Consider the following 20,835-nt stretch of genomic DNA (forward strand, 5'->3'; position numbering starts at 1 on the left):
CTTCCCTGCTCCTTTTTCGCTTAAGTTGACACCAATGAAAGCCTTGCGCCCCTACAAATGGTGTTTCAAGGAAGGATATTGCGTAAGTCCTGTAATTGATAGCCCTACAAGGGAAGGGGGCTAATTTCAAAGCCTCTCTCCTTGTAGGAGAGAGGTTAAAACTGTACTGCGCGTACAATTGAAAACCGCTATGTATTCGCTTTTAGTCTTTTGTCAAACTAATGTAGGGCTTTACACAGTCTGCTGCATTGCTGCCTTCGTCTTCTCTCGGTTTAGCTTCAAAATCAATACCCCTAACGGTGGCAAACACAAGTCCAACGAGTAAGGCTGAGTGTGGAACGACCATTCATCTGTCCACTTGCCTCCTAGATTTCCCATGTTGCTACCACCATACTCACGGGCATCACTGTTGAAGAGTTCCGTATAAAATCCAACTTCTGGAACACCAACCCGATAGTGACTATGAGGTTGAGGTGTGAAATTGCAAACCGTAACAATAAACTCGTCAGAATCCTTAGCACGACGAATAAAGGCAACCACGCTATGGCGATTGTCACTACAATCAATCCACTCAAACCCCTCTTGGGCAAAATCCTGAGTATAGAGCGCAATTTCAGTGCGATACAGTTGGTTGAGGTCACTGACAAACTGCTTTAACTTTTGATGTGGCTCAAATTGCAACAAATGCCACTCCAAATCCGCCCAAGCATTCCACTCACTCCACTGCCCAAACTCCATACTCATGAAGAGAGTTTTCTTACCAGGGTGAGTGAACATATAAGCAAACAAGCAGCGGACATTCGCAAACTTCTGCCACTCATCTCCTGGCATCTTGCCCAGCATATTGCTCTTGCCGTGGACAATCTCATCATGAGAAAGCGCCAGCATATAGTTCTCGCTGTGGTTGTACCACATACTGAACGTGATGTTGTTCTGATGGAATTGGCGGAACCAAGGGTCCATGTGGAAGTAATCCAACATGTCATGCATCCAACCCATGTTCCACTTCAAGTTAAAGCCCAGTCCTCCCACATAAGTCGGCCAAGACACCATCGGCCAATCTGTTGACTCTTCAGCAATCGAGAGGATACCGGGAAAGTAGCTAAAGATAGTGTGATTCGTCTGACGGAGGAAATCAGCCGCATCAATATTTTCCCTACCTCCATACTGGTTGGGTAACCATTCTCCAGCAGGGCGACAATAGTCCAGGTAGAGCATCGAAGCCACAGCATCCACCCGCATTCCATCAATATGGTACTTGTCGAACCAGAACAGAGCGTTCGACACCAAAAAGTTACGCACCTCATTGCGGGAATAGTTGAATACCAGAGTTCCCCACTCCTTATGTTCCCCCTTACGTGGGTCGGCATGTTCATAAAGGTGAGTACCATCAAAAAACGCTAACCCGTGACCATCTTTAGGAAAATGTCCCGGTACCCAGTCCACAATCACACCAATCCCATTTTGGTGGCACTGATCAACAAAATACATGAAATCTTCTGGTGTCCCAAAGCGGGAAGTGCAAGCATAATAGCCCGTCACCTGATAACCCCAAGAACCATCAAAGGGATGTTCCGCTATTGGTAGTAGCTCAATATGGGTGAATCCGAGTTCCTTTACATAAGGAATTAGCTGCTGCGCTAATTCTCGATAGGTCAGGAAACGTGCCCCTGGTCTGAGTTCCGAAACGACTACTACAGGCTCTTCCCCATTCTCAAGCTTAGCTGGTTCTCCTGAAGAGGCATGAAGCCAAGAACCCAAGTGAACCTCATACACAGAAATCGGCTGAGTTAAAGCATCCGTATGTCGCCGACCCTCCATCCAGTCAGAATCCTGCCACTGATAAGCATCTAAGTCAGTAACAATTGATGCAGTTTTCGGTCGGGGTTCTTGCTGAAAGCCATAAGGGTCAGATTTTTCGTAAATATGCCCATCAAAGTTTTTGATTTCGTATTTGTAATGTTCCCCAAAACCAAGGGAGGGAATGAAGAGTTCCCAAACCCCAGTTGAACCTTTACGCATCTGGTGTTTGCGCCCATCCCAATCGTTAAAATCTCCCAAAACCGAAACGTTACGAGCGTTAGGTGCCCAAACGGCAAAGTAGACACCTTTTACACCGTCTATTTCTGTTGCGTGTGCGCCCAGTTTCTCGTAGATGCGGTGGTGATTGCCTTCGCTAAATAGATGTAAATCGAAGTCTGTTAAAAGAGGAGAACGGAAAGCGTAAGGGTCATGGATAACTCGCTCATGCTCACCTTCCTTGAGCCGTAGCTGGTAATTTGCCAGTTCAGGTGTCTCAATTTCTGCTTCAAAAAAGTGAGGATGGTGAACAGAATGCATTGGGTATTCCAGCCGTTCTTCTGGACGAACCACCCAAGCCGCTTCCGCATTTGGTAGATAAGCCCGCACTACCCAGCTAGTCTTCCCATTTTGCTCAACTCGATGGGGACCAAGGATTTCAAACGGGTCATTATGTTGATTCCAGACAATCCGGTCAACTTGTTCAGGGGCAATTATCGGGGACATCAAGCTATCTACCTCTATAAACGGGGAGCAAGAGCGCCATACACAACACAATTTTAATATTTATATACAAATTTATTGCTTTGTACACATTTTTACCGACAATACTGGCGAATTAGGGGCTAGAACACTAGCCAGAGAGGTATTTATGGCAAAAGGAAGAGGACAGAGGGCAGAAGGGAAAAGATTCAAGCAGAAATAAGACCCTCACCCATTGAGCAGGAATAAGATTACGATTACCCCCAAGATAGTTTTCGTCTTGGGTTGATGAGTGGAATTTTTGTTAAAGCGGAGTCAGTGTTCGGAACAGATGGCGCAGACGCAACAGAAAAATTAATTCCTGGATTCGTGGGTTCAATTCAGGCGAGGTGGGGCGCTGCGCTAACTTGGCTTGCAGTTGCGCGTATTGGGCGGCTGTCAGTACCTTACCATCAATAGGCGATCGCGCTTCGGTAATAATCTCCGTTCTTAACACCTCTTCTGGCACATCTTCCGGTGGTGGCAAACAAAAAGCGGGTTCAGCCACAACGAACGATAGTCCGATTACCAAACTCAAGAATCCGCTCTGTTTCATTGCCTAGCTTGCCTCTTAACCATCCACAACCTGCTTGCTCGTCCAGTACCATCTGTGCGTTTCGACAATAACTAAAGATGTCGCCAAAAACGCACTATTCACATCTAGCACGCTAAAAATGACTCCGTAGTTCATCCAACCTTTCCACGCTCCTTAATCAAAATAGCGACACCAGACAAGGGTCTGAATGTCGCCATCAATCTAAAGAGCGAGTCTCTTGGCTTGTGACCGAACGTAGCGCGATCGCGCTTCTTACTAGCTAGGCGATGTAGTTGGAGACTCAGCCGGAGAATCAGCAGGGGTCGTTTCGCCAGTACCACCTTCACCTGACTGGCAGGCACCTAAGGTAGTAGCTAGAGCAAACACGAGAGCTAAACCAATTAATTTCTTCATACACTCCTCTTTTATCACGGCTGGCATCAAAAGAGATGTTATGCCAGTCCATCTACAATTCTACAGTTTTAGCATGAAGAATTATTTTTTACTCTATTTCTTTAGAAAGATCGGCTTTTTTTAAATTTATGCTTCTTTATGCCTAGCTTGAGCCTCGTAAATCCCTACTCCTGGGTCTACGCTTTCTGTAGAGGGCGTTTTTCGTAGTCTAGACTACAACTTTTCGTAAGAGTAACCTGATATCCTACATAGATATGTCAGTTTGGGAAGTCGTCTTTAGGTTGATTTGAAAATTGGAATTCTTCTCGCTGCCCAAAATGAACGAGTTAAGGTGGGTGCGGAGTATTCTTCAAGGGAGGCATTGTGTTCCCGATCGCTAATTATGCTTTTCAATTTTTCCAAGCCTGGATCAGGTATCCCAGACTGCAAGCCGTACTTAGCCAAAAAATTGTTGACCGTATCCGCAATTCCTTGGAGTTGCAAGTAGTCCTCCAAACGGCGGCTGATGAGGTAGGTACCTTACTCAATTTAGATAGCTGTAGCTTCCTATGGTACTTCAAAGACACGCAGCGAGTGCAGGTAGTCTGTGAGTGGAATAACAAGCGAAAAACATCGCTATTGGGATACTATCCCTTATGCCGCTTTGGAGCGATCGCATCCGCACTCGTAGCTGGCGAGCGGATTGTGAACAATGGCATCGAGCCATCTAAGCCAAAATCATTATCGCTGGGTTTGCTAGCTCAACAACTCCCTTGGCTAAAGCATTGGCGCAACAAAAAGCCTCAGCAAGCGAGTTATGTCCTTGGGGCAAACCGACAATCCTTCGGGCAGGAAAGCAACCTGAGCGGATGTGGGGATAGCCTAGATGGACTACCTCTAGTCGCTCCCGACAAGATGATAGGAGAAGCCTTATTAAGTGCTTCAGGGGAGCTGACAACGCAAGAAAATCACCTTTGTGCAAATCATCCTGTACTGGGATATAGAGCTAGCGTACTGATTCCCGTTACTGCCACCAGCGAAGGAATCGGGTTCATCGCCTGTCTTTCAGAACAACCTCGTCGTTGGTCGGCGGGGGAAATTGAGTTTTTAGAGTCGATTGCTGAGCCACTAGAAATTGCAATCCGTCAAGCTAAGCTTTACGAAAAAACACAAAAACAGGCAATTCGAGAACGGCTAGTCAATCAAATCACCCGTCAAACCCGTCAGAGTTTTGATCCAGAGATAATTTTAACGGAAGCGATCGCACAACTGTTGGAGGTACTAGAGGCAGACCGATGCCTTGTTCACCTCGTTGAAGACCTCAACAACCCTGAAATTATTGAAGCTAACTCAGAACGCCCTAGAACTTTTGCTTGTGGCGCATTCCGGCGCAAGCATATCTACGAAGTTTGCCGCCAGCCGTTTTCCCCTTCCCTAGAAGTCTTCGATATCAACGGACCCATAACCCAGTGGGTAATCCAGCATCGTCAATTGGTAATGATTCCAGACATTACCCAAGATGAGCGGATTGGTAAAGCGAATCCTGAATACCAAAAGACTCAGATTAAGTCATCGCTTGTCATCCCCGTCCAAGCGAACGGCAAACTCCACGCCCTACTCTATATCAATCAGTGTTCGCAGACCCGGTACTGGTCAAAAAATGACCAACAACTTGCCGAAGCCGTAGCCGATCAATTGGCAATTTCCCTGCAACAGGCTTATTTGTATGCCTGCACTCAGCAGCAAGCTGCCCATAGTGCCCTGCAAGCGCAGAAGATGGCAGAAATGATCGAGGAACTGCGACTAACTCAAGCCCAACTGATACAAAGTGAAAAAATGTCAAGCTTGGGTCGGATGATTGCTGGTGTGGCTCATGAAATTAACAACCCCGTTGGCTTTATCTACGGCAACATTCCTTATGTTGAAAATTATGTAAGTGAATTAATTCGCCTCGTACAAGCCTACCAAGCTTACTATCCCCACCCACCTGACGGAATCCAACAATTGACGCAGGAAGCAGAAATCGATTTTTTACTCAGAGATTTACCCAAAATCCTGAAGTCTATGGAATCGGGGGCAGAACGGATTCAGGAGATTGTGCAGTTATTGCAGAAGTTTTCTGGCACCAATGGTGCCCCTGTAAAACCAGTTGATCTCAATGCAGCATTGGAAAGTACACTGTTGATTTTGCACAGTCAACTTGTCGGCAAAATTCAGGTAGAGCGATACTACGACAACTTACCGCCAGTGGAATGTTATGCCAAGCAGATCAACCAAGCCTTTTTGAGTATCCTAACGAATGCCATTGAATCACTCAACCGGTTGGCTGATCCGACGAAAGTCATTACGCTGCGGACAACGTGGGTTCCCAGTCTTAATTCGGGACAAGGGGGTCGAGTACAAATTGCGATCGCCGATAATGGTCCAGGAATTAAGCCGGAAATTCAGCCGAGAATCTTTGAGCCTTTTTTCACAACCAAAGACGTTGGTCAAGGTAGAGGATTGGGTCTAACCGTCACTTATCAAACCATTGTCAACCAACATCATGGTCAAATAGACTGTCAATCTCAGCTAGGTCAAGGTGCTACGTTCCTGATTGAAATTCCAGTGAAGCATCCCCAATTCTTGACATCAGAGCCATCTTCATATGCAGGGATGACTACTATGTCTCAAGCCAAATCTAAAGCCCCTAGCCGACATTCAGTAGCTGCTGCCACCAACAGCGGATGTTAGGATGAGTTCGATTATCGAGTTTTAGGCGAATTGCATTTTTGCGATCGCTAGTATCACGTTTGCTATCATTATTCGCTCTTTACGGGAATTGCTAGATACACCTTGTTTAGGGTAGTAGACATAGGTTCCCAGTCAGGACTCTGTTGCATCAGATAACGGACAAAAAGCAACAACGCCTAGCTGACGTGATCCAATGGACTTGAGATAACTTCCAACCTAAGAACGGTGAAATGCTTATGAACGCTGTCCCTCGCTCAGTTCTACCCCAACGACATCAACCCAGACGACAAGCGACCAACTCCAAGGGGACGCGATCAAGGGCAACGCTCTCATCAACCGTGAGTGTACCGTCTAGAAACACTGGCAAGAAGGTAGAAAAACTCAACGCCTCGCGACAGCAAACACCAATTTGGCTCTCATCACTATTGTTTTTGCAGCGTAGCTCCGACGTTGTAACATTCATTTTGGTTGCCACTACCCTCACAATCTACTCGTGGACAGTTTATACACAGCAGCAGTGGACAAAAGAGTACCGGAAATTAGAAACACTGCAACGTCATGAACGCCATCTAACGACAACGAACGCAGTGATTAAAGACCAACTAGCGCAACAAGCCGAAAACCCAGCGACAGGGCTAGTGACGCCTAACCCAAGCAACACAATTTTTCTGCCACCAGCACCTCAACGCCAAGCCCAAACTATTCCAACTTCAACAGCTAAACCAGAGTCAAAGGCAACTACACCACTGGGATACTGAGTTGACATCCTCCCCGGCGTGAACGCACGGGGATTCCAAAGATTACTCTTTGGGCTTCCTCTTTCCCCGACTCGGCTTACACTGAGGAGTTTCCTCACCAATGCAGAGGTCGATGTCTCCAGAGGCGTTTAACGTTCCCGTGTGCCCCACGGTACGGAGTGCGATTTCAAGGATATTGATAGCTGCATTCCAGTCTCGGTCTAACACGAACCCACAATGAGGACATCTATGAGTTCTTTGACTCAACGACTTGGTGACTCCCTTCCCACAAGTAGAACAATTTTGACTGGTGTAGTGAGGTGGCACGCTTACCGTCACCACACCAAATACCTTCCCAAAATATTCCAACCAATCTCGGAAAGCCGACCATGCAGCATCGGAAATAGACTTAGCCAGTTTTTTGTTCCTAACCATATTCCGCACCTGCAAGTCCTCATAGGCAACCAAGTCGTTAGACTGGATGACGCACCTTGCCAACTTTACGGCAAAGTCTTTACGCTGCCTACTTACCTTGAGGTGCTTTCGACTCAAACGATTTCTCGCATTGACTCTGTTGTTAGAACCATAAAGAGTCTTGGAAAGTCTGCGACCAAGACGCTTGAGCGATTTCTCCGACTTTCTCAAGTGACGGGGATTTTCAACGGTTTGCCCGTGGGAATCGGTGTAGAAGTGAGTCAAGCCAACATCCAACCCAATGGTTTTACCCGTTGGCTGTCTCTTCTCTACTCGTTCTTGGTCGAGACAAAACTGAACGTAGTATCCGTCAGCTCGACGGACAACCCGCACTCGCTTAATCTGCTTCAACTGATAGAAGTGCAGGTCACGGGTTCCCCACATTTTGAAACTTCCAGCTTCAAACCCATCAGTGAACGTGATAGTTCGCCTATCAACGAGCAGCTTCCACCCTGTGGTTTTGTACTCAACAGAGCCATGAGTTTGATGTTTTTTAAAACGTGGAAAACCTTTGTTTCCTGGTCTGCCCTTGTTGCAGTTGTCGTAGAACCGAGCGATAGAACTCCAAGCCCGTTCAGCAGAAGCTTGCCGAGCCTGAGAGTTAAGTTTGCCAGCGAACGGGAACTGTTTGCCGAGAACAGCGCAATATGCGCTCAACTCGTACTTCCCGATTCCCTTGTTGTCCATCCAGTGTCTGAGGCAACTGTTGCGAATAAAACGAGAAGTACGAATGGCTTCATCAAGCCGTTCATACTGCTGCTTTGTTCCCTCAAGTTTTGCCTCGAATACCAGCATGATTACGCTGACGCAACTGGCGTAAGTTTATCATAAAAGCCGCCCTAGAAGGACGGGGCTTTATACCCAATTTTTTGGTAACGAATCATGAGTTATGAGTTAAAAGAGCCTGACCGCTCTAAGGTCAAAGCACCTCACGGAGGAACGCCTTCACAAAACTCAAAACCCACTAAGCTGCCCCAGCTCAGACTGCTGCTGGTTTGGGCACTCATGATGGCAGGCAGCATCGGGCTACTCCTAAACTTGTATCGGCTGCAAGTTGACCAGGCACGACTCTTAGAGGGGAAAGCACGTCAGCAGCAGATGGTATCGTTACGTCCCTTTGTCCCGCGTCGTCCAATTGTTGACCGCAATGGCAACGTTTTGGCAGTTGACCGACCCGTCTATACCCTGTACGCCCATCCAAAGTTTTTCAAGATCTCCAAGCAGAAAATGGCAACAATCCTGGCTCCCTTAATCGGGAAGACAGTAAGCGACTTGGAGAAGCTATTTGACAAAAAAAACAGTGGAATTCGCCTGGGTCGGGCACTGACTGAAGACGTTGCGGACCGGATTGCCGCGATGCAAGTCGATGGTTTAGAGCTGATTCGGCAATACTCCCGCCTTTATCCCCAGCAGGATTTAGCGGCTGATGTAGTGGGTTACGTTGATGTCGATCATCGTGGTCAGGCAGGATTGGAATACTCTCAGGAAAACTTACTAGAACGTGCGGTTCGCACGATTCGCCTCAGTCGTGCTGGCAATGGCGCACTGATGCCAGATCATGTTCCAGAGGGATTTTTGCACTTTGATGATTTACAGTTGCAGTTGACGCTCGATAGCCGCCTCCAAAGAGCTGCTCGCTTTGCTCTCAAGCAAAAAATTGAGCAGTTTAATGCTGAGCGGGGGACGGTCATTGTTATGGATGCGCGGGATGGTTCTTTATTAGCGCTGGTTTCTGAGCCGACCTATAACCCCAATCAGTACTACAACTTTGATGTTGGTCTATTTAAAAACTGGGCGCTGACAGACTTGTATGAACCCGGTTCGACGTTCAAGCCCCTGAATGTTGCGATCGCATTAGAAACTGGAGCCATCCAACCCGACAGCCTGTTCAACGACACGGGGCGGATACAAATCGGCAAGTGGCCAATTGCCAACCATGACTTTGAGTCAATCGGCGCTCGTGGGATGCTCAGCGTCACCCAAATCCTTGAGCATTCCAGCAATATCGGCATGGTTCGGATTATCCGACAAATGAAGCCAGATCTCTATTACAGTTGGCTAGAACGCCTAGGACTGGGGCATAAGGTTGAAATTGACTTACCCTTCGAGGCACCGGGGCAGTTCAAAAGTCAGCGGCAGTTTACGACTTCAGCAATTGAACCCGCTACCACTGCCTTTGGTCAGGGCTTTTCCTTAACGCCGATGCAACTCGTTCAGATGCACGGTGTTTTGGCGAATGGAGGCAAGTTGGTGACTCCTCATGTGGTTCAGGGGCTATTTGATAGCAAAGGGCAAATGCATTGGCAGCCTCGTCTGAGTGCGGCGCGTCCAATCTTCTCTCCAACAACCACCCAATCGGTTCTTTCCATGATGGAAAGCGTGGTTCGTGAAGGCTCAGGGAGCAATGCTCAAGTTCCGGGTTATCGCATTGCCGGAAAAACGGGTACCGCTCAGAAAGCTAGCCCGACAGGCGGCTATTACAGCAATGCTAAAATTACCAGCTTTGTCGGGATTTTTCCGGTGGAATCTCCTCGCTATGTGGTTCTAGCTGTAGTTGATGAACCGAAAGGAGATGTTTTTGGTTCAACCGTCGCTGCACCGATTGTTAAGTCGGTGATTGAAGCCCTAATTGCCATTGAGCGAATTCCACCCAGTCAGTTACCAGAGCCAATGAACTCTACTCAGGTGCCACCGATGAACTCTACTCAGCCGCTACCGCTGAACTAAAGGAAGGGAGGCTGGGCAGGGGATGTTCATTCGCGCTGGTGGCAATTCTGCCCTAGCGAACTAATCTCTAGTTTGACTTTGCTGTACTTGCTTCAATAGCTGCTCTGGAGAGTGAGCTGGTGCAAGACAACTGAGTCCTTGGCAGACTAAGCCCACAGAGCCTTCAGGCAGATTGGTTTCTAACTGATAGACACTCACAGGCAAATACTGAGCAATTAGGGACGTTAGCTGGTCACTGTTAGAGCGAAGCAGGGTACAGTAGCGATACCAATCTAGGGCAGTAAATAGCGTTGGACAGGATTGAGGAGCCTGGTTCATGGCACTGCTAAACGCTTGTAGGGATTGCTCCGCTTTGTCAAGGTATTGGAGGTCTTCAGTAAGTAGAGCAAGACGAACTAGATTTGCGATCGCTACTCCATTGGCAGAAGGTGTCGCATTGTCAGCATAACTACGCTCCCGCACCAACAAGTCACCACTGGTGTCAGTCGCCGAGTTGTAATACCCACCCAGTTCCGCACTCCACAAGAATTCATCAAACTCTTCCTGTACCTTGAGGGCTTTTTCTAACCAGTTGTTCGTTGTTTGTTGTTCGTTGTTTGTTGTGCCAATGACAACTGACAAACTTGCTTGATGCAAATCTAGGAGGGCTTTGATAAACAGAGCGTAGTCTTCAGACTGTGCTAGCACTGAAGGCTGACCATCGTAGTTGAGTCGGTGGAAACGCCCTTCGACCCATTGATTGTCCAAAATAAATTTGGCAGCGTTATTGGCTAATGCCCAGTAATCCGGTTGATGGAACACACTGTAGGCTCGTGCTAAGCCGGAAATCATCAAGCTATTCCAGGCGACAATCATTTTCGTGTCCGTGACGGGTGGAATCCGACCTGACCACTTGTTCGTTTTTGCCTCTTGATTGTTTCGGGCTGGTGGGAAGGTTTCTAATGCCTCAGGATTAGAACCATAACGCGCCTCAAAGAGCTTTGCCAAAGCAGCTTCCAACGTCTCACTGAGTTGTTCAGAGTGGCGGCGTTGTAAAACATTGTGCCCCTCAAAGTTGCCTTCAGGTGTAACTGTAAATTCCTTTTTAAGTTCTGCGAGTTCTGATGAAGTGAGGAGTTGTTCCAGTTCTGTGTAACTCCAGACATAAAACGCTCCTTCCTCTGGTTCAGTAGCTGTAGGAGTCGTAAAATTGTCGGCATCTTGGGCAGCGTAAAAGAAGCCTTGAGGGGCAGTCATTTCCCGATTGAGCCATTGTACTGTTCCTCTGATCGCACGTTCAAATGCCGGTTCTTGAACACTCGCACTCCACAAATTCGCTAGGTACTCGACAATCTGCCCGTTGTCATAGAGCATTTTTTCAAAATGGGGTACCGTCCAAGTCGCATCAACGGTGTAGCGGTGAAAACCACCAGCAACGTGATCATAGATACCTCCCCTTGCTAGGTCTAATCCTCGCTGAGCGCAGGCTTGATAGGCATCATATTCAGATTCATGACTCAACCGGGTACCCCGTAGGGCAAGCTCAGCATACGGTATCATCGGGAAGCTTGGCCCATAACTTCCTCCACTGATTACGCCCGTATTCGTCTCAATGCCACGCTCTAGTAACTCATCACTGAGCTGAGTGGATGCTTGGAGCATGGCTGACTGCTGGAGGTTCAGCAGAATTTCTTCTTTGAATGTTTGTAGCTTAGTTTTTTCGATGTCGTAGAAGCGGCGAATCGCTTGTAGTACCTGTAAAAATCCAGGGCGTCCGTAGCGTGGTTCTACAGGAAAGTAGGTGCCTCCATAAAACGGCACTAAGTCATCAGGGGTGAGGAAAACATTAAGCGGCCAACCTCCTTGCCCTGTCATCATCTGCAAGGCTTGCATATAAATGCTGTCGATGTCTGGTCGCTCTTCCCGATCCACTTTGATCGGCAAGAAATTAGCATTCATATACTGCGCGATCGCAGGATCGGAAAAGGCTTCTCCTTCCATCACCGTACACCAGTGACAGCTAGAGTAACCAATGGAAAGGAAAATCGGTCTGTTGTTTGCCTTAGCGGTTGCCAGCGCTTCATCAGACCAAGGCCACCAGTCTATGGGATTTTCAGCGTGCTTACGAAGATAAAGACTTTGGGTTTGAACAAGGCGGTTAGTCATGGGAACAGATACTTAAAAACTGAGTAGACGCGCTTTGTGGCTATCTGGAGAGTCAGTGTATGAGGGGCGTGAGTAATCCTCTTGGCTGGAGTAGAGACAGCAGGGTTCAAGAAGGACGCTCAAACAGAAGGTGGGGCTAGGAAGCACTACTCGACTTAGCTAATGTTGTAGGAGTGGGGTAATCGCGTGTGTGAGCCACAACTCCTCAGTGCAAGAAGAAGGCAGGAGGCTCTTATGCAGAAGGCAGAAGCCTTAATGCTTGTACAGTAAGCCGTTTAGCCAATGTTCAACTGGATAGTTATTTCCGCCGCGCTGCACTAAGTTTTCTCCCCTCCAAGTTTCAATTTGATGTCAAATTCGCTTTCGCTTTTTCATAGGCAGACTTCTGCTGAGGTGTTGATGCTTGTAGGCACTCAGCATGAACACGCTCCAAACCCTCGATGTACTCCTGATTCTTGCCCAAAACTGGGTTGGCGCGAGAGGAGGCAATGAGAGCCAGTTGCGCCCTTAGAGGCAATTGGCGGAACGCTTCTAAGCGTTTTTCTAAAGAAGACATAGTTTTAAAAACAGCTCTTTCAACAGGGATGAGTAAATTAACCAACACCGAACAGACTGTGACACCATTAGCTTATCTAATGCTTTGGTTCACTACGGGCAGAATCTCAGCCTTTTTTAACCTATTCGTGAATTGCTCTCATGAAGCTTTCGGAACGTTTTACAGATGCTCTAACCTTTGCCACGCAGTTGCACGTCAACCAAACTCGGAAAGGCGGTGGAGTTCCTTACATTTCCCACCTCCTGGGTGTGGCGAGTATCGCTCTAGAGTATGGGGCAAATGAAGATGAAGCGATCGCAGCTTTACTTCATGATGCCATTGAAGACCAAGGTGGTGCTGCAACACGAGAAGAAATTCGCCGCTGCTTTGGTGATGTTGTGACAGAGATTGTTGATGGTTGTACTGACTCCGACCAAACACCGAAACCGCCTTGGCTACAGCGCAAGGAGGCTTATATTGCTCACATTCCCACAGCATCAGCCTCAGTCCGTTTGGTGTCAGCAGCCGACAAGCTGCACAATGTCTGGTCAATTCTCAAGGATTATCGCCTTTTAGGAGATGCAGTTTGGGAACGCTTCCAAGGCGGCAAGCAAGGCACACTTTGGTATTACCGTTCTTTAGTTAAGGCGTTTCACACGGCTGGGTCAACCCCTCTGGTTGAAGAATTTGAGCGCGTCGTGGATGAACTAGAACGCTTAGTCGGCATTCGAGCGAATGAATAATAAGCAAAAAAGTTAGCGATCGCTCTTTTCTAAACCAACTGCTTTTTCTATACTCTGTTCATCATTAATGACTACTGAAAATTTCGACAAAAAGTAAACTAACTTTAAATACTTTTTGCAATACAAGCGTAATTCGTGCACATTACTGATGTATTACTTTTCTCTCTTTAGAGTGAAATTAATCGCTCCTGAATTCTCCCTTTCTTCTTCAAAAATATCTCTTTAGACCTAGTCCTTTAGATAGAGCTTATTACAGATGTATGACAGTCACAGTAAGTAAAGAAACTTGTACTAATTGAAAGATTCATCAGTCGTGGCTTCACCCTGGACAAATCCACTCCCGCTAGAAGAATTTGCAGCAACCAAAGTCGTAATCTATTCTTATGACGATCGCTGGGTTCCCATTACATTTTCCAATTTGGCTGAGGCAATAAAAATCTATCATCAGGCATTGCTTCACGGTGCAGAAATTTTTGTATTTCCACCGGATTCAACACTGGATCATTCGACAATAGGGCTTTTGTCCTCTCTGTAGGAAGCGATCGCTCATGCTGAACAACAGCATCAGTTAGACTAAGCTTCTAAAACAATCAACCAGTTTTCAGATCGCAATCTACTTGCGCTCGAACGATGCGATCAAAGGATGGGTAGAACCTAATCTTTGATTTAGCGCGTCGAGAGCGGTTGGCTGAGAATGAACATGAGCATCAATAAATAAACCAATCGCTTCCGCCATCAAATTTCTCAGTTGGTCTTCTGGTTGGGTTGCTGGAAAGTCTAGAAATGGTCTACCCGTGGTAGCATCAAACGGATCGACGACAGAAAAATGGTTGGCTCCTTCCAGAAGCAGTAGATAACTATCATCTCTCCCGCCTTTGATCGCTTCCCGGAAAGTACGCATCACTGGAGTTGTCGCCTGTTCCCACGCCACTCCATAGGGATGACTGCTGTTCGCAATGACTCCATCGCAGGTTCCCCCCATCAGGAGTAGAGGTAAGGAATCCGGTAAAGGGAGGATTGTGCCAGATGCATACCCTAGCTGTACAATTGCTGCGGTATGAGCAGCATACGCAAAAGCGGCTGCCACTTGTGGATGAAACCGCGAGTCTGCACTTTCGATGGCTACTCTACCTCCAGCCGAGTGCCCACCCAGAATAATGTGGTCTAAATCGAGCAAACCAGCTAAAACCCCTTCAGCTTGTAACCGCTCTAGTGCTGCCAGTAAAGCGGGCAAAGCAGAGGCTGTTGGTCCTGTACCGTAGACGTTTGGAGCCAACATCTTCAGGTCAACCCCTGGAGTGAGCGCTACCATGCCGGGTAAATTCTCGGCAATCCAAGAAAAGGTAACGACCACAAGTCCACGATCCGCCAATTTAACTGCCAACCATTGATACAACTCAGGTCCACAGTTAATCCCGTTGAAAACAATGACAACCTTGAATGGAGCTTGTTGAGAATCAGCAGGAACAACACCCAGATTCTGTTCTTGATCACTGCCTGACATCTGGGCTGGGTAGAAAACCTTGAGCTGAATGGTGTCATAGGGTGAAGCAGCAGTTTCAACTTTAGCAGTTTGGAAAAGTGCCCGAACAGTCATGATATTCAAATGTCAGCTACTCAAATCCGGATCATCCTATCACTGCTTTGAAACAGTTCGCAAATCTCCAAAACACATAACTTATGATTTCAGTTTGATGAGTAATCATGAACATCATTTCCTCTCAACTTTGAAGAATAAAATGATGCAATTAAACTATATCAACGTCATTTAGGAGAAGAGATGAAAGTTCGCGTATCTCACTAGTGCAAGAAGGCAGAAGGAAGGGGGCAGAAGGCAAAAGGTCGAAAGGCTTATACGTCTCCGTTTTGGCTCTGTTATACCATGTCTCGATTCTGCCTTTATTGCTTCTAAATTTTCGTATAAGTCTCGTTAGGGTGCTGGTGGATCTGGAGGAGAAGGAATCAGCCCCCCCCTTGCAAAGGCAGGGCTGAGGTGGGGTAATAATAACTTGCTGGAAGAGCTGAGTTATAGCAAGCAAGTTAAATGTTGAGCAGCTTACCTTTCTCCAAAATTTCACTGGCTCTTAGCACTTCCTGTCTTGCCCATTGATCGGCGGCTAGGATGTCATCTAAGGAAGGATTCGGACAGTTATCTGTTTGATGGCGATCGCATATTTGTTCAATCAGACGCGCAATATTCAAATATCCAATTTTCTCATCTAGAAATAACGCCACTGCCTGTTCATTTGCCGCATTCAACACCGCTGGCATGGAACCCCCCGCACGTCCTGCGGCATAAGCGAGTTGCATACAAGGATATTTTTGATGGTCGGGTTCCCTAAACGTGAGATTTCCAGCCTTCACCAAATCTAGCTGTTCCCAATCGGTATAAATGCGATCGGGCCAGGATAACGCATATAGTAGCGGTAAGCGCATATCTGGCCACCCTAGCTGCGCTAAAACTGAGGTATCTTGTAGCTCAATCAACGAGTGAATAATACTTTGGGGATGGATGACAATATCGATATGGTCGTAGTCCATGCCGAAGAGAAAGTGAGCCTCAATTACTTCCAAGCCTTTATTCATCAACGTGGCGGAGTCTACTGTAATTTTGCGCCCCATTGACCAGTTTGGATGCTTCAAAGCATCAGCAACAGTAACCTCTGGTAACTTCTCTACAGGCCAATCGCGGAATGCCCCCCCAGAGGCAGTCAGCAGAATCCGCCGCAATCCCCCCGTTGGAACCCCTTGAAGACACTGAAAAATTGCAGAATGTTCTGAATCTGCGGGTAATAATTTGACTCCATATTTCTCAACCAGTGGCAGCACAACAGGGGCACCAGCAATCAGAGTTTCCTTATTCGCTAGCGCAATATCTTTACCTGCTTCAATTGCAGCAATAGTTGGTAACAGACCTGCACAGCCAACAATACCAGTCACTACAGTTTCAGCATCCCCGTAACGGGCAACTTCTGCAACCCCAGCTTCACCAGCTAGGAGAATTGGTTGGGGATCGAGGTCGGCAAGTGCTTCTTTGAGTTCTGGTAACTTTTCTTCTATACAGATGGCAGCAATTGCTGGTCGAAATTGCCGAATCTGAGACGCTAACATTTCAACATTACGCCCTGCTGCCAATCCAACAAGCCGGAATTGGTCAGGATACTGAGCAACAATATCTAACGTCTGAGTACCGATAGAGCCGGTGGAGCCGAGGAGAGTAATCGCTTTCACAATGCTTTTAAAATTAGACGCCACTCCACTATAAAATTCTTTGGGTTAATTCTTCGCAAGCTTCTATGGAAAAAACTTAAGGAGTCTGGGATAGACCGTATTCTACAAGCCTATATTTAAGCTATTGTGCCTTTGGGCACTGCTGACAGAATGTTATTTGGCTTGTTGCCTCATTTAGGGATAAGCAGTGATAGTCCTGGACAGCCTTGTTACCGGAGTAAGCGATCGCATTTTCCCATCTTGCTGGATAGCACATCCATAAAGACTGAAATGACAAAGGAAAAAATCAGCCAAATAGTCAACTCATCTTTGCTGATTAGTGGTGCCTTTCTTCTTTGTGCAGCCTTGGGGATGTTGATTAATCCTAATACGTTTTATAAATTCTTTTCTCCAGTTCAATTAGTCCCCGATCCGATTCCTCCTTCCCAGAGTGTTAGTTACTACTGGGATTTAAAAGGTTATGCAGAGCTGGCATTGAATAACCAATGTATTGCCTTCTATCCTCTCTGGCCGCTTTTGATTCGTACCCTTTTTCATCCTCAGAGTGTAGAGCAAGCAGCTTATGCTTTTTTGGTGCTTTCTGCTGTTCTCTTCTTTATCTCTCTTCCACTGTTAGTGTGGATTTTCAAGAAAGCTTTAAACCACCAAAGCTTAGCGTTTCTCGTGGTTTTAGCATTTTCGCTAAGTCCAATGGCAATTTTTCGAGTCATCGGTTATACAGAAAGTTTCTTTACTATCCTTAGTGCTATTTTTATTTGGTGTTGCTTACGTCAAAGTCGTTTACATGAAACACTTCGACTCGCTCTAGTATTTGGCGTAACGTTTGTTATGTCTTTAACTCGACCGATTTTAATGCCATTTATCTTTTCCTCAATTGCTGCATTGGGAACAATTTATTTATTTGATTGGTTGCGATTAGAACGTCGAAGTAGAAGCAGTCTATTGACAAACGCTCATTATTATGGTGAAGAAATTAAAATTACCATTACCCTTTGCCTTGCCACAGTAATAGGCTATTTACCCTATGGTTTGTTTTGTCTGCATTCGAGAGGAAGCTTTTTTGCTCCGTTCACCGATCAATCGCTTTGGGGTACTAAATTAGGGTTGCATTTAGAACTCTTGCTCTTCCCTAAATCTCCTTTATTTGACTTGTATGGGTTGTATTTCCCGATATTAGTCTTAGTGCTTTCGCTGTTCTTGGTTTACTTCAAGGTTAGAAATGAAGAACCCTTAATGTGGATTCCTCAGTCGCCGCTGTGGCTGATTTTATTTTTATATCCACCGCTACTTGTAGTAACCTATATAGCTAATTATCTCAGGTTAAGGAGTAATACTAATTGGGTGAGGCAAGACGAAATTTCACACCCCCCGTGTCAAGGGGGGAGCAATCAAAGAATATGGGACAAAATTAAACCCAATGGGTCTAAGGCATCTAGAGGTGCTAGTTCTCTAAGTAAGCTTGTCACATCGGATTTTGCCCAAAGCTTGAGTCATAACTATCTGTTTTGGTTTTGTGCCTACTTCGCGGTGTTCCACTCACTTCTAATCTTTTTCACACGCGATCGCCTTTATAGTTTGGGGAGATATAGCTTCGGCCTTCCCTTCTTCTTCCTGACGCTGGGATATCTTTGTTGCTGTATTCCGGGTAAAAGAACGAACCTTGCCTTATGGTTGTTTATTTGGGTTAGTGCGATCGCTTTGGTTGAACAATGGGTGAATTATGGACAAAATCAATGGCTTGGTTGAAACGTAGCGGTTTTCAGTTACGCGCGTGTACATCACAATAACCTAACCCCCAACCCCTTCCCGGAATCGGGAAGGGGAGTAAGAATCAAAGCCTCACTCAAGAGTTCGCACTCCAATAAAATAGATTTTCGGTCATTCAGTGGTTGCGAGGAGAGTATGGAGTCATCGGCTGACAGTATCAAAGCATCCGGTAACGATACCGAGAAACTAACTAGAACAAGGTTAATGCCAAAGGCTGTTGGTTGGATGATTGGTGTCAATGCTTTGATTTTATTTGTGTGTAGCAGTGTGCGACACGCCTTGTTTCAATCATCAGCGTTTGATTTGGGGATTTATGACCAAGTTATTTACCTGATGAGTCAAGGACAACCCCCAATTTCTTCGTTCTTGGGGTTCCATCATCTCGGCAACCATACTGCTTATTCTGTCTACCTGCTGGGTTTGCTGTACAAAATTTACCCGACGATTCACTGGTTGTTTGCGGTGCAAGCCATTGGTTTGTCGTTAGGTGCGCTACCCATTTGGCATCTGGCGCGTCAGGCGGGGTTGAAAGAGTCGCAAGCAACAGCAATGTCAGCAGTGTATTTGTTGTACCCGTTGATTTTCAATCTCAATATTTTTGACTTTCACCCAGAAGTCATGGCTGTATCGGTAATCTTAGGGGCAGTTTTGGCGGCACGATTGGGGAAGGTAGCGTGGTTCTGTTGTGCCATCCTTTTTGTGTTGGGATGTAAGGCGGCGCTTTCCCTAACCGTGGTAGCGATGGGAGTATGGCTGCTTGTCTTTGAGAAGAAACGAGTTTGTGGTGCGATCTCAATTGTAGCGGGTGTCGCTTGGTTTATTATTGCGACTCAAATAATCATCCCTAGATTCAGTGGCACAGAGGCAGCGGCTGTCTTTCGTTATGCCTATTTAGGAGACTCGGTACTGGATATTGCGAAAAATCTCTTATTCAAGCCAAATCTAGTATTAGGAAAAATCTTTTCCCTCGGTACGCTGGAATATTTAGCGTTGTTGCTATCGCCAGTAATTTGGGGACTTTCACCTCGCTATTTAACACCGTTGGTAGCCGCGATTCCGGCGCTAACGATGAATATTCTTGCGGCTTACCCTTATCAACGGGATTTAATTCATCAGTATTCTCTACCAGTCTTACCCTTTCTTTTGTTGTCGGTAATTGCAACGCTGGCGGCGGGTAAAGGCTTGTTACGCAACAAACGAGAGATAATACTTTGGTCGTTGGTAGCTTTTTTAGCGTTAGCGAAGTTTGGTTATTTCTGGAGTCGGTATTTGCGTCCGATTGAGACTTGGCAAGCTACAAAAGATGCGATCGCAGTGGTAAAAACAAAAGAAGGTGTTTTAGCATCCGCTCATATTGCCCCTCATCTTACTCACCGTACCTTAATCAAGGCAGCTTTTCCGGGTTCAGAATCAGCAGACCTAAATCAGTTTCGGTATGTTGTACTCAATGTCCGTTACCCTGGCTTAGGGCTGCCTATGGAAGTTGGGACAAATTTGGTAAAGCGGCTTAGTCAAACGCCAGAGTTTCAGTTGCGTTATCAGCGGGATGATGTATTTGTGTTTGAAAAGGTTGCTGATTCATAGTTTCGTTAGTATCAAATCTGCGGCTATAGGAACAAAGCCTACCTTCACGGACTAAAGACAGCCTTGCAAGCGTGTTTAGAACAATCAGCAGAATCAGGAAAATGAACGAGAATCTTTTACAACGAATCACCCTCAATTCAGATATTTGTCATGGCAAGCCCTGTATTCGGAATCTGAGATATCCGGTTGAGTTTTTGCTGGAGCTACTTAGCTCTGGTATGACAACGGAGGAAATCTTAGAAGACTATGACGACTTGGAAACAGAAGATATCTTAGCTTCACTGTTATTTGCAGCAAGGCTTAGTCAGGTTAAGAGCATTTACAAATTTGCCTCATGAAGTTTTTGGTGGATGCTCAGTTGCCGTTACGCTTAGCCTATCGCTTGCGAGATGTAGGGCATGATGTGTTGCACACACGAGAGTTACCCCGTCAAAATTCAACTCCTGATTCTGCGATTAACCAAATTTCGCTGGAGCAGGAACGAATTGTGATTACAAAAGATTTGGATTTTTTGGAATCGTTCCTGATTCGTCAACAGCCCTATAAGTTGCTATTAGTGACAACAGGCAATATAAAAAACTCTGATTTAGAGGCATTATTTCTCAACAATCTTTCTCAACTTGTTGAACTACTTGAGCAACACAACTACATTGAGTTAAGCCGTAACGCTCTAATCGTCCATCAATAATC

At 46.3% G+C, this 20,835-nt stretch carries 17 protein-coding genes; 9 read left to right on the forward strand and 8 right to left on the reverse strand.

Annotated features, from left to right (window positions below; genetic code table 11):
- Positions 1-231 precede the first annotated feature (231 nt).
- The 3 genes from glgB to AC5JL3_RS15925 form a co-directional block, all read right to left on the reverse strand.
- A complete protein-coding gene (gene glgB / locus AC5JL3_RS15915) occupies positions 232-2,526 on the reverse strand; it encodes a 1,4-alpha-glucan branching enzyme (RefSeq protein WP_496075406.1) in 2,295 nt (764 codons plus the stop codon).
- Between the two features lie 280 nt (positions 2,527-2,806).
- On the reverse strand, positions 2,807-3,097 hold the full coding sequence (locus AC5JL3_RS15920) for a hypothetical protein (RefSeq protein WP_348259004.1): 291 nt from the start codon (positions 3,095-3,097) through the stop codon (positions 2,807-2,809).
- A 255-nt stretch (positions 3,098-3,352) separates the two neighbouring features.
- Positions 3,353-3,490, reverse strand: a complete 138-nt coding sequence (locus tag AC5JL3_RS15925; RefSeq protein WP_192219642.1) for a hypothetical protein — start codon at positions 3,488-3,490, stop codon at positions 3,353-3,355.
- A gap of 363 nt (positions 3,491-3,853) precedes the next feature.
- Here AC5JL3_RS15925 and AC5JL3_RS15930 point away from each other — a divergent pair, with 363 nt between their 5' ends.
- Together AC5JL3_RS15930 and AC5JL3_RS15935 are read left to right on the forward strand one after the other, a co-directional pair.
- Positions 3,854-6,202 carry a GAF domain-containing protein gene (locus AC5JL3_RS15930; RefSeq protein WP_496075407.1) on the forward strand — a complete coding sequence of 783 codons (2,349 nt, stop codon included), beginning with the start codon at positions 3,854-3,856 and terminating at the stop codon, positions 6,200-6,202.
- A gap of 236 nt (positions 6,203-6,438) precedes the next feature.
- Complete coding sequence (locus AC5JL3_RS15935) at positions 6,439-6,960, forward strand: hypothetical protein (protein ID WP_496075408.1); 522 nt, start codon at positions 6,439-6,441, stop codon at positions 6,958-6,960.
- Between the two features lie 42 nt (positions 6,961-7,002).
- Here AC5JL3_RS15935 and AC5JL3_RS15940 read toward each other — a convergent pair whose 3' ends face one another.
- Positions 7,003-8,208 carry an RNA-guided endonuclease InsQ/TnpB family protein gene (locus AC5JL3_RS15940; protein WP_496075409.1) on the reverse strand — a complete coding sequence of 402 codons (1,206 nt, stop codon included), beginning with the start codon at positions 8,206-8,208 and terminating at the stop codon, positions 7,003-7,005.
- A gap of 87 nt (positions 8,209-8,295) precedes the next feature.
- Between AC5JL3_RS15940 and AC5JL3_RS15945 the strand changes: the two genes are divergently transcribed.
- Positions 8,296-10,140 carry a peptidoglycan D,D-transpeptidase FtsI family protein gene (locus AC5JL3_RS15945; protein WP_496075410.1) on the forward strand — a complete coding sequence of 615 codons (1,845 nt, stop codon included), beginning with the start codon at positions 8,296-8,298 and terminating at the stop codon, positions 10,138-10,140.
- A 60-nt stretch (positions 10,141-10,200) separates the two neighbouring features.
- On the opposite strand, the gene AC5JL3_RS15950 is transcribed toward AC5JL3_RS15945, so the two are convergent.
- Both AC5JL3_RS15950 and AC5JL3_RS15955 read right to left on the reverse strand, forming a co-directional pair.
- Positions 10,201-12,285, reverse strand: coding sequence for a thioredoxin domain-containing protein (locus AC5JL3_RS15950; RefSeq protein ID WP_496075411.1), 2,085 nt, complete (start codon positions 12,283-12,285; stop codon positions 10,201-10,203).
- 340 nt (positions 12,286-12,625) lie between these two features.
- On the reverse strand, positions 12,626-12,841 hold the full coding sequence (locus tag AC5JL3_RS15955) for a hypothetical protein (protein WP_192219646.1): 216 nt from the start codon (positions 12,839-12,841) through the stop codon (positions 12,626-12,628).
- Positions 12,842-12,981: 140 nt separating this feature from the next.
- On the opposite strand from AC5JL3_RS15955, the gene AC5JL3_RS15960 reads away from it, so the two are divergent.
- Positions 12,982-13,563 carry an HD domain-containing protein gene (locus AC5JL3_RS15960; RefSeq protein ID WP_496075412.1) on the forward strand — a complete coding sequence of 194 codons (582 nt, stop codon included), beginning with the start codon at positions 12,982-12,984 and terminating at the stop codon, positions 13,561-13,563.
- 295 nt (positions 13,564-13,858) lie between these two features.
- Complete coding sequence (locus tag AC5JL3_RS15965) at positions 13,859-14,098, forward strand: hypothetical protein (RefSeq protein WP_496075413.1); 240 nt, start codon at positions 13,859-13,861, stop codon at positions 14,096-14,098.
- 78 nt (positions 14,099-14,176) lie between these two features.
- On the opposite strand, the gene AC5JL3_RS15970 is transcribed toward AC5JL3_RS15965, so the two are convergent.
- Complete coding sequence (locus AC5JL3_RS15970; protein ID WP_496075414.1) at positions 14,177-15,160, reverse strand: alpha/beta hydrolase; 984 nt, start codon at positions 15,158-15,160, stop codon at positions 14,177-14,179.
- A gap of 443 nt (positions 15,161-15,603) precedes the next feature.
- A complete protein-coding gene (gene dxr / locus AC5JL3_RS15975) occupies positions 15,604-16,794 on the reverse strand; it encodes a 1-deoxy-D-xylulose-5-phosphate reductoisomerase (protein WP_496075415.1) in 1,191 nt (396 codons plus the stop codon).
- A 270-nt stretch (positions 16,795-17,064) separates the two neighbouring features.
- Here dxr and AC5JL3_RS15980 point away from each other — a divergent pair, with 270 nt between their 5' ends.
- From AC5JL3_RS15980 to AC5JL3_RS15995, 4 genes are all read left to right on the forward strand, one after another.
- The gene (locus AC5JL3_RS15980; RefSeq protein WP_496075416.1) at positions 17,065-18,540 is read left to right on the forward strand and encodes a hypothetical protein; all 1,476 of its coding nucleotides are present in this window, start codon (positions 17,065-17,067) and stop codon (positions 18,538-18,540) included.
- A gap of 156 nt (positions 18,541-18,696) precedes the next feature.
- Positions 18,697-20,145 carry a DUF2079 domain-containing protein gene (locus tag AC5JL3_RS15985; RefSeq protein ID WP_496075417.1) on the forward strand — a complete coding sequence of 483 codons (1,449 nt, stop codon included), beginning with the start codon at positions 18,697-18,699 and terminating at the stop codon, positions 20,143-20,145.
- Between the two features lie 101 nt (positions 20,146-20,246).
- A complete protein-coding gene (locus AC5JL3_RS15990) occupies positions 20,247-20,483 on the forward strand; it encodes a DUF433 domain-containing protein (protein WP_496075418.1) in 237 nt (78 codons plus the stop codon).
- Positions 20,480-20,833, forward strand: a complete 354-nt coding sequence (locus AC5JL3_RS15995; protein WP_496075419.1) for a DUF5615 family PIN-like protein — start codon at positions 20,480-20,482, stop codon at positions 20,831-20,833. Before AC5JL3_RS15990 ends, AC5JL3_RS15995 begins: the two co-directional genes overlap by 4 nt.
- Positions 20,834-20,835 lie beyond the last annotated feature (2 nt).

Source organism: Symplocastrum torsivum (assembly GCF_059505465.1).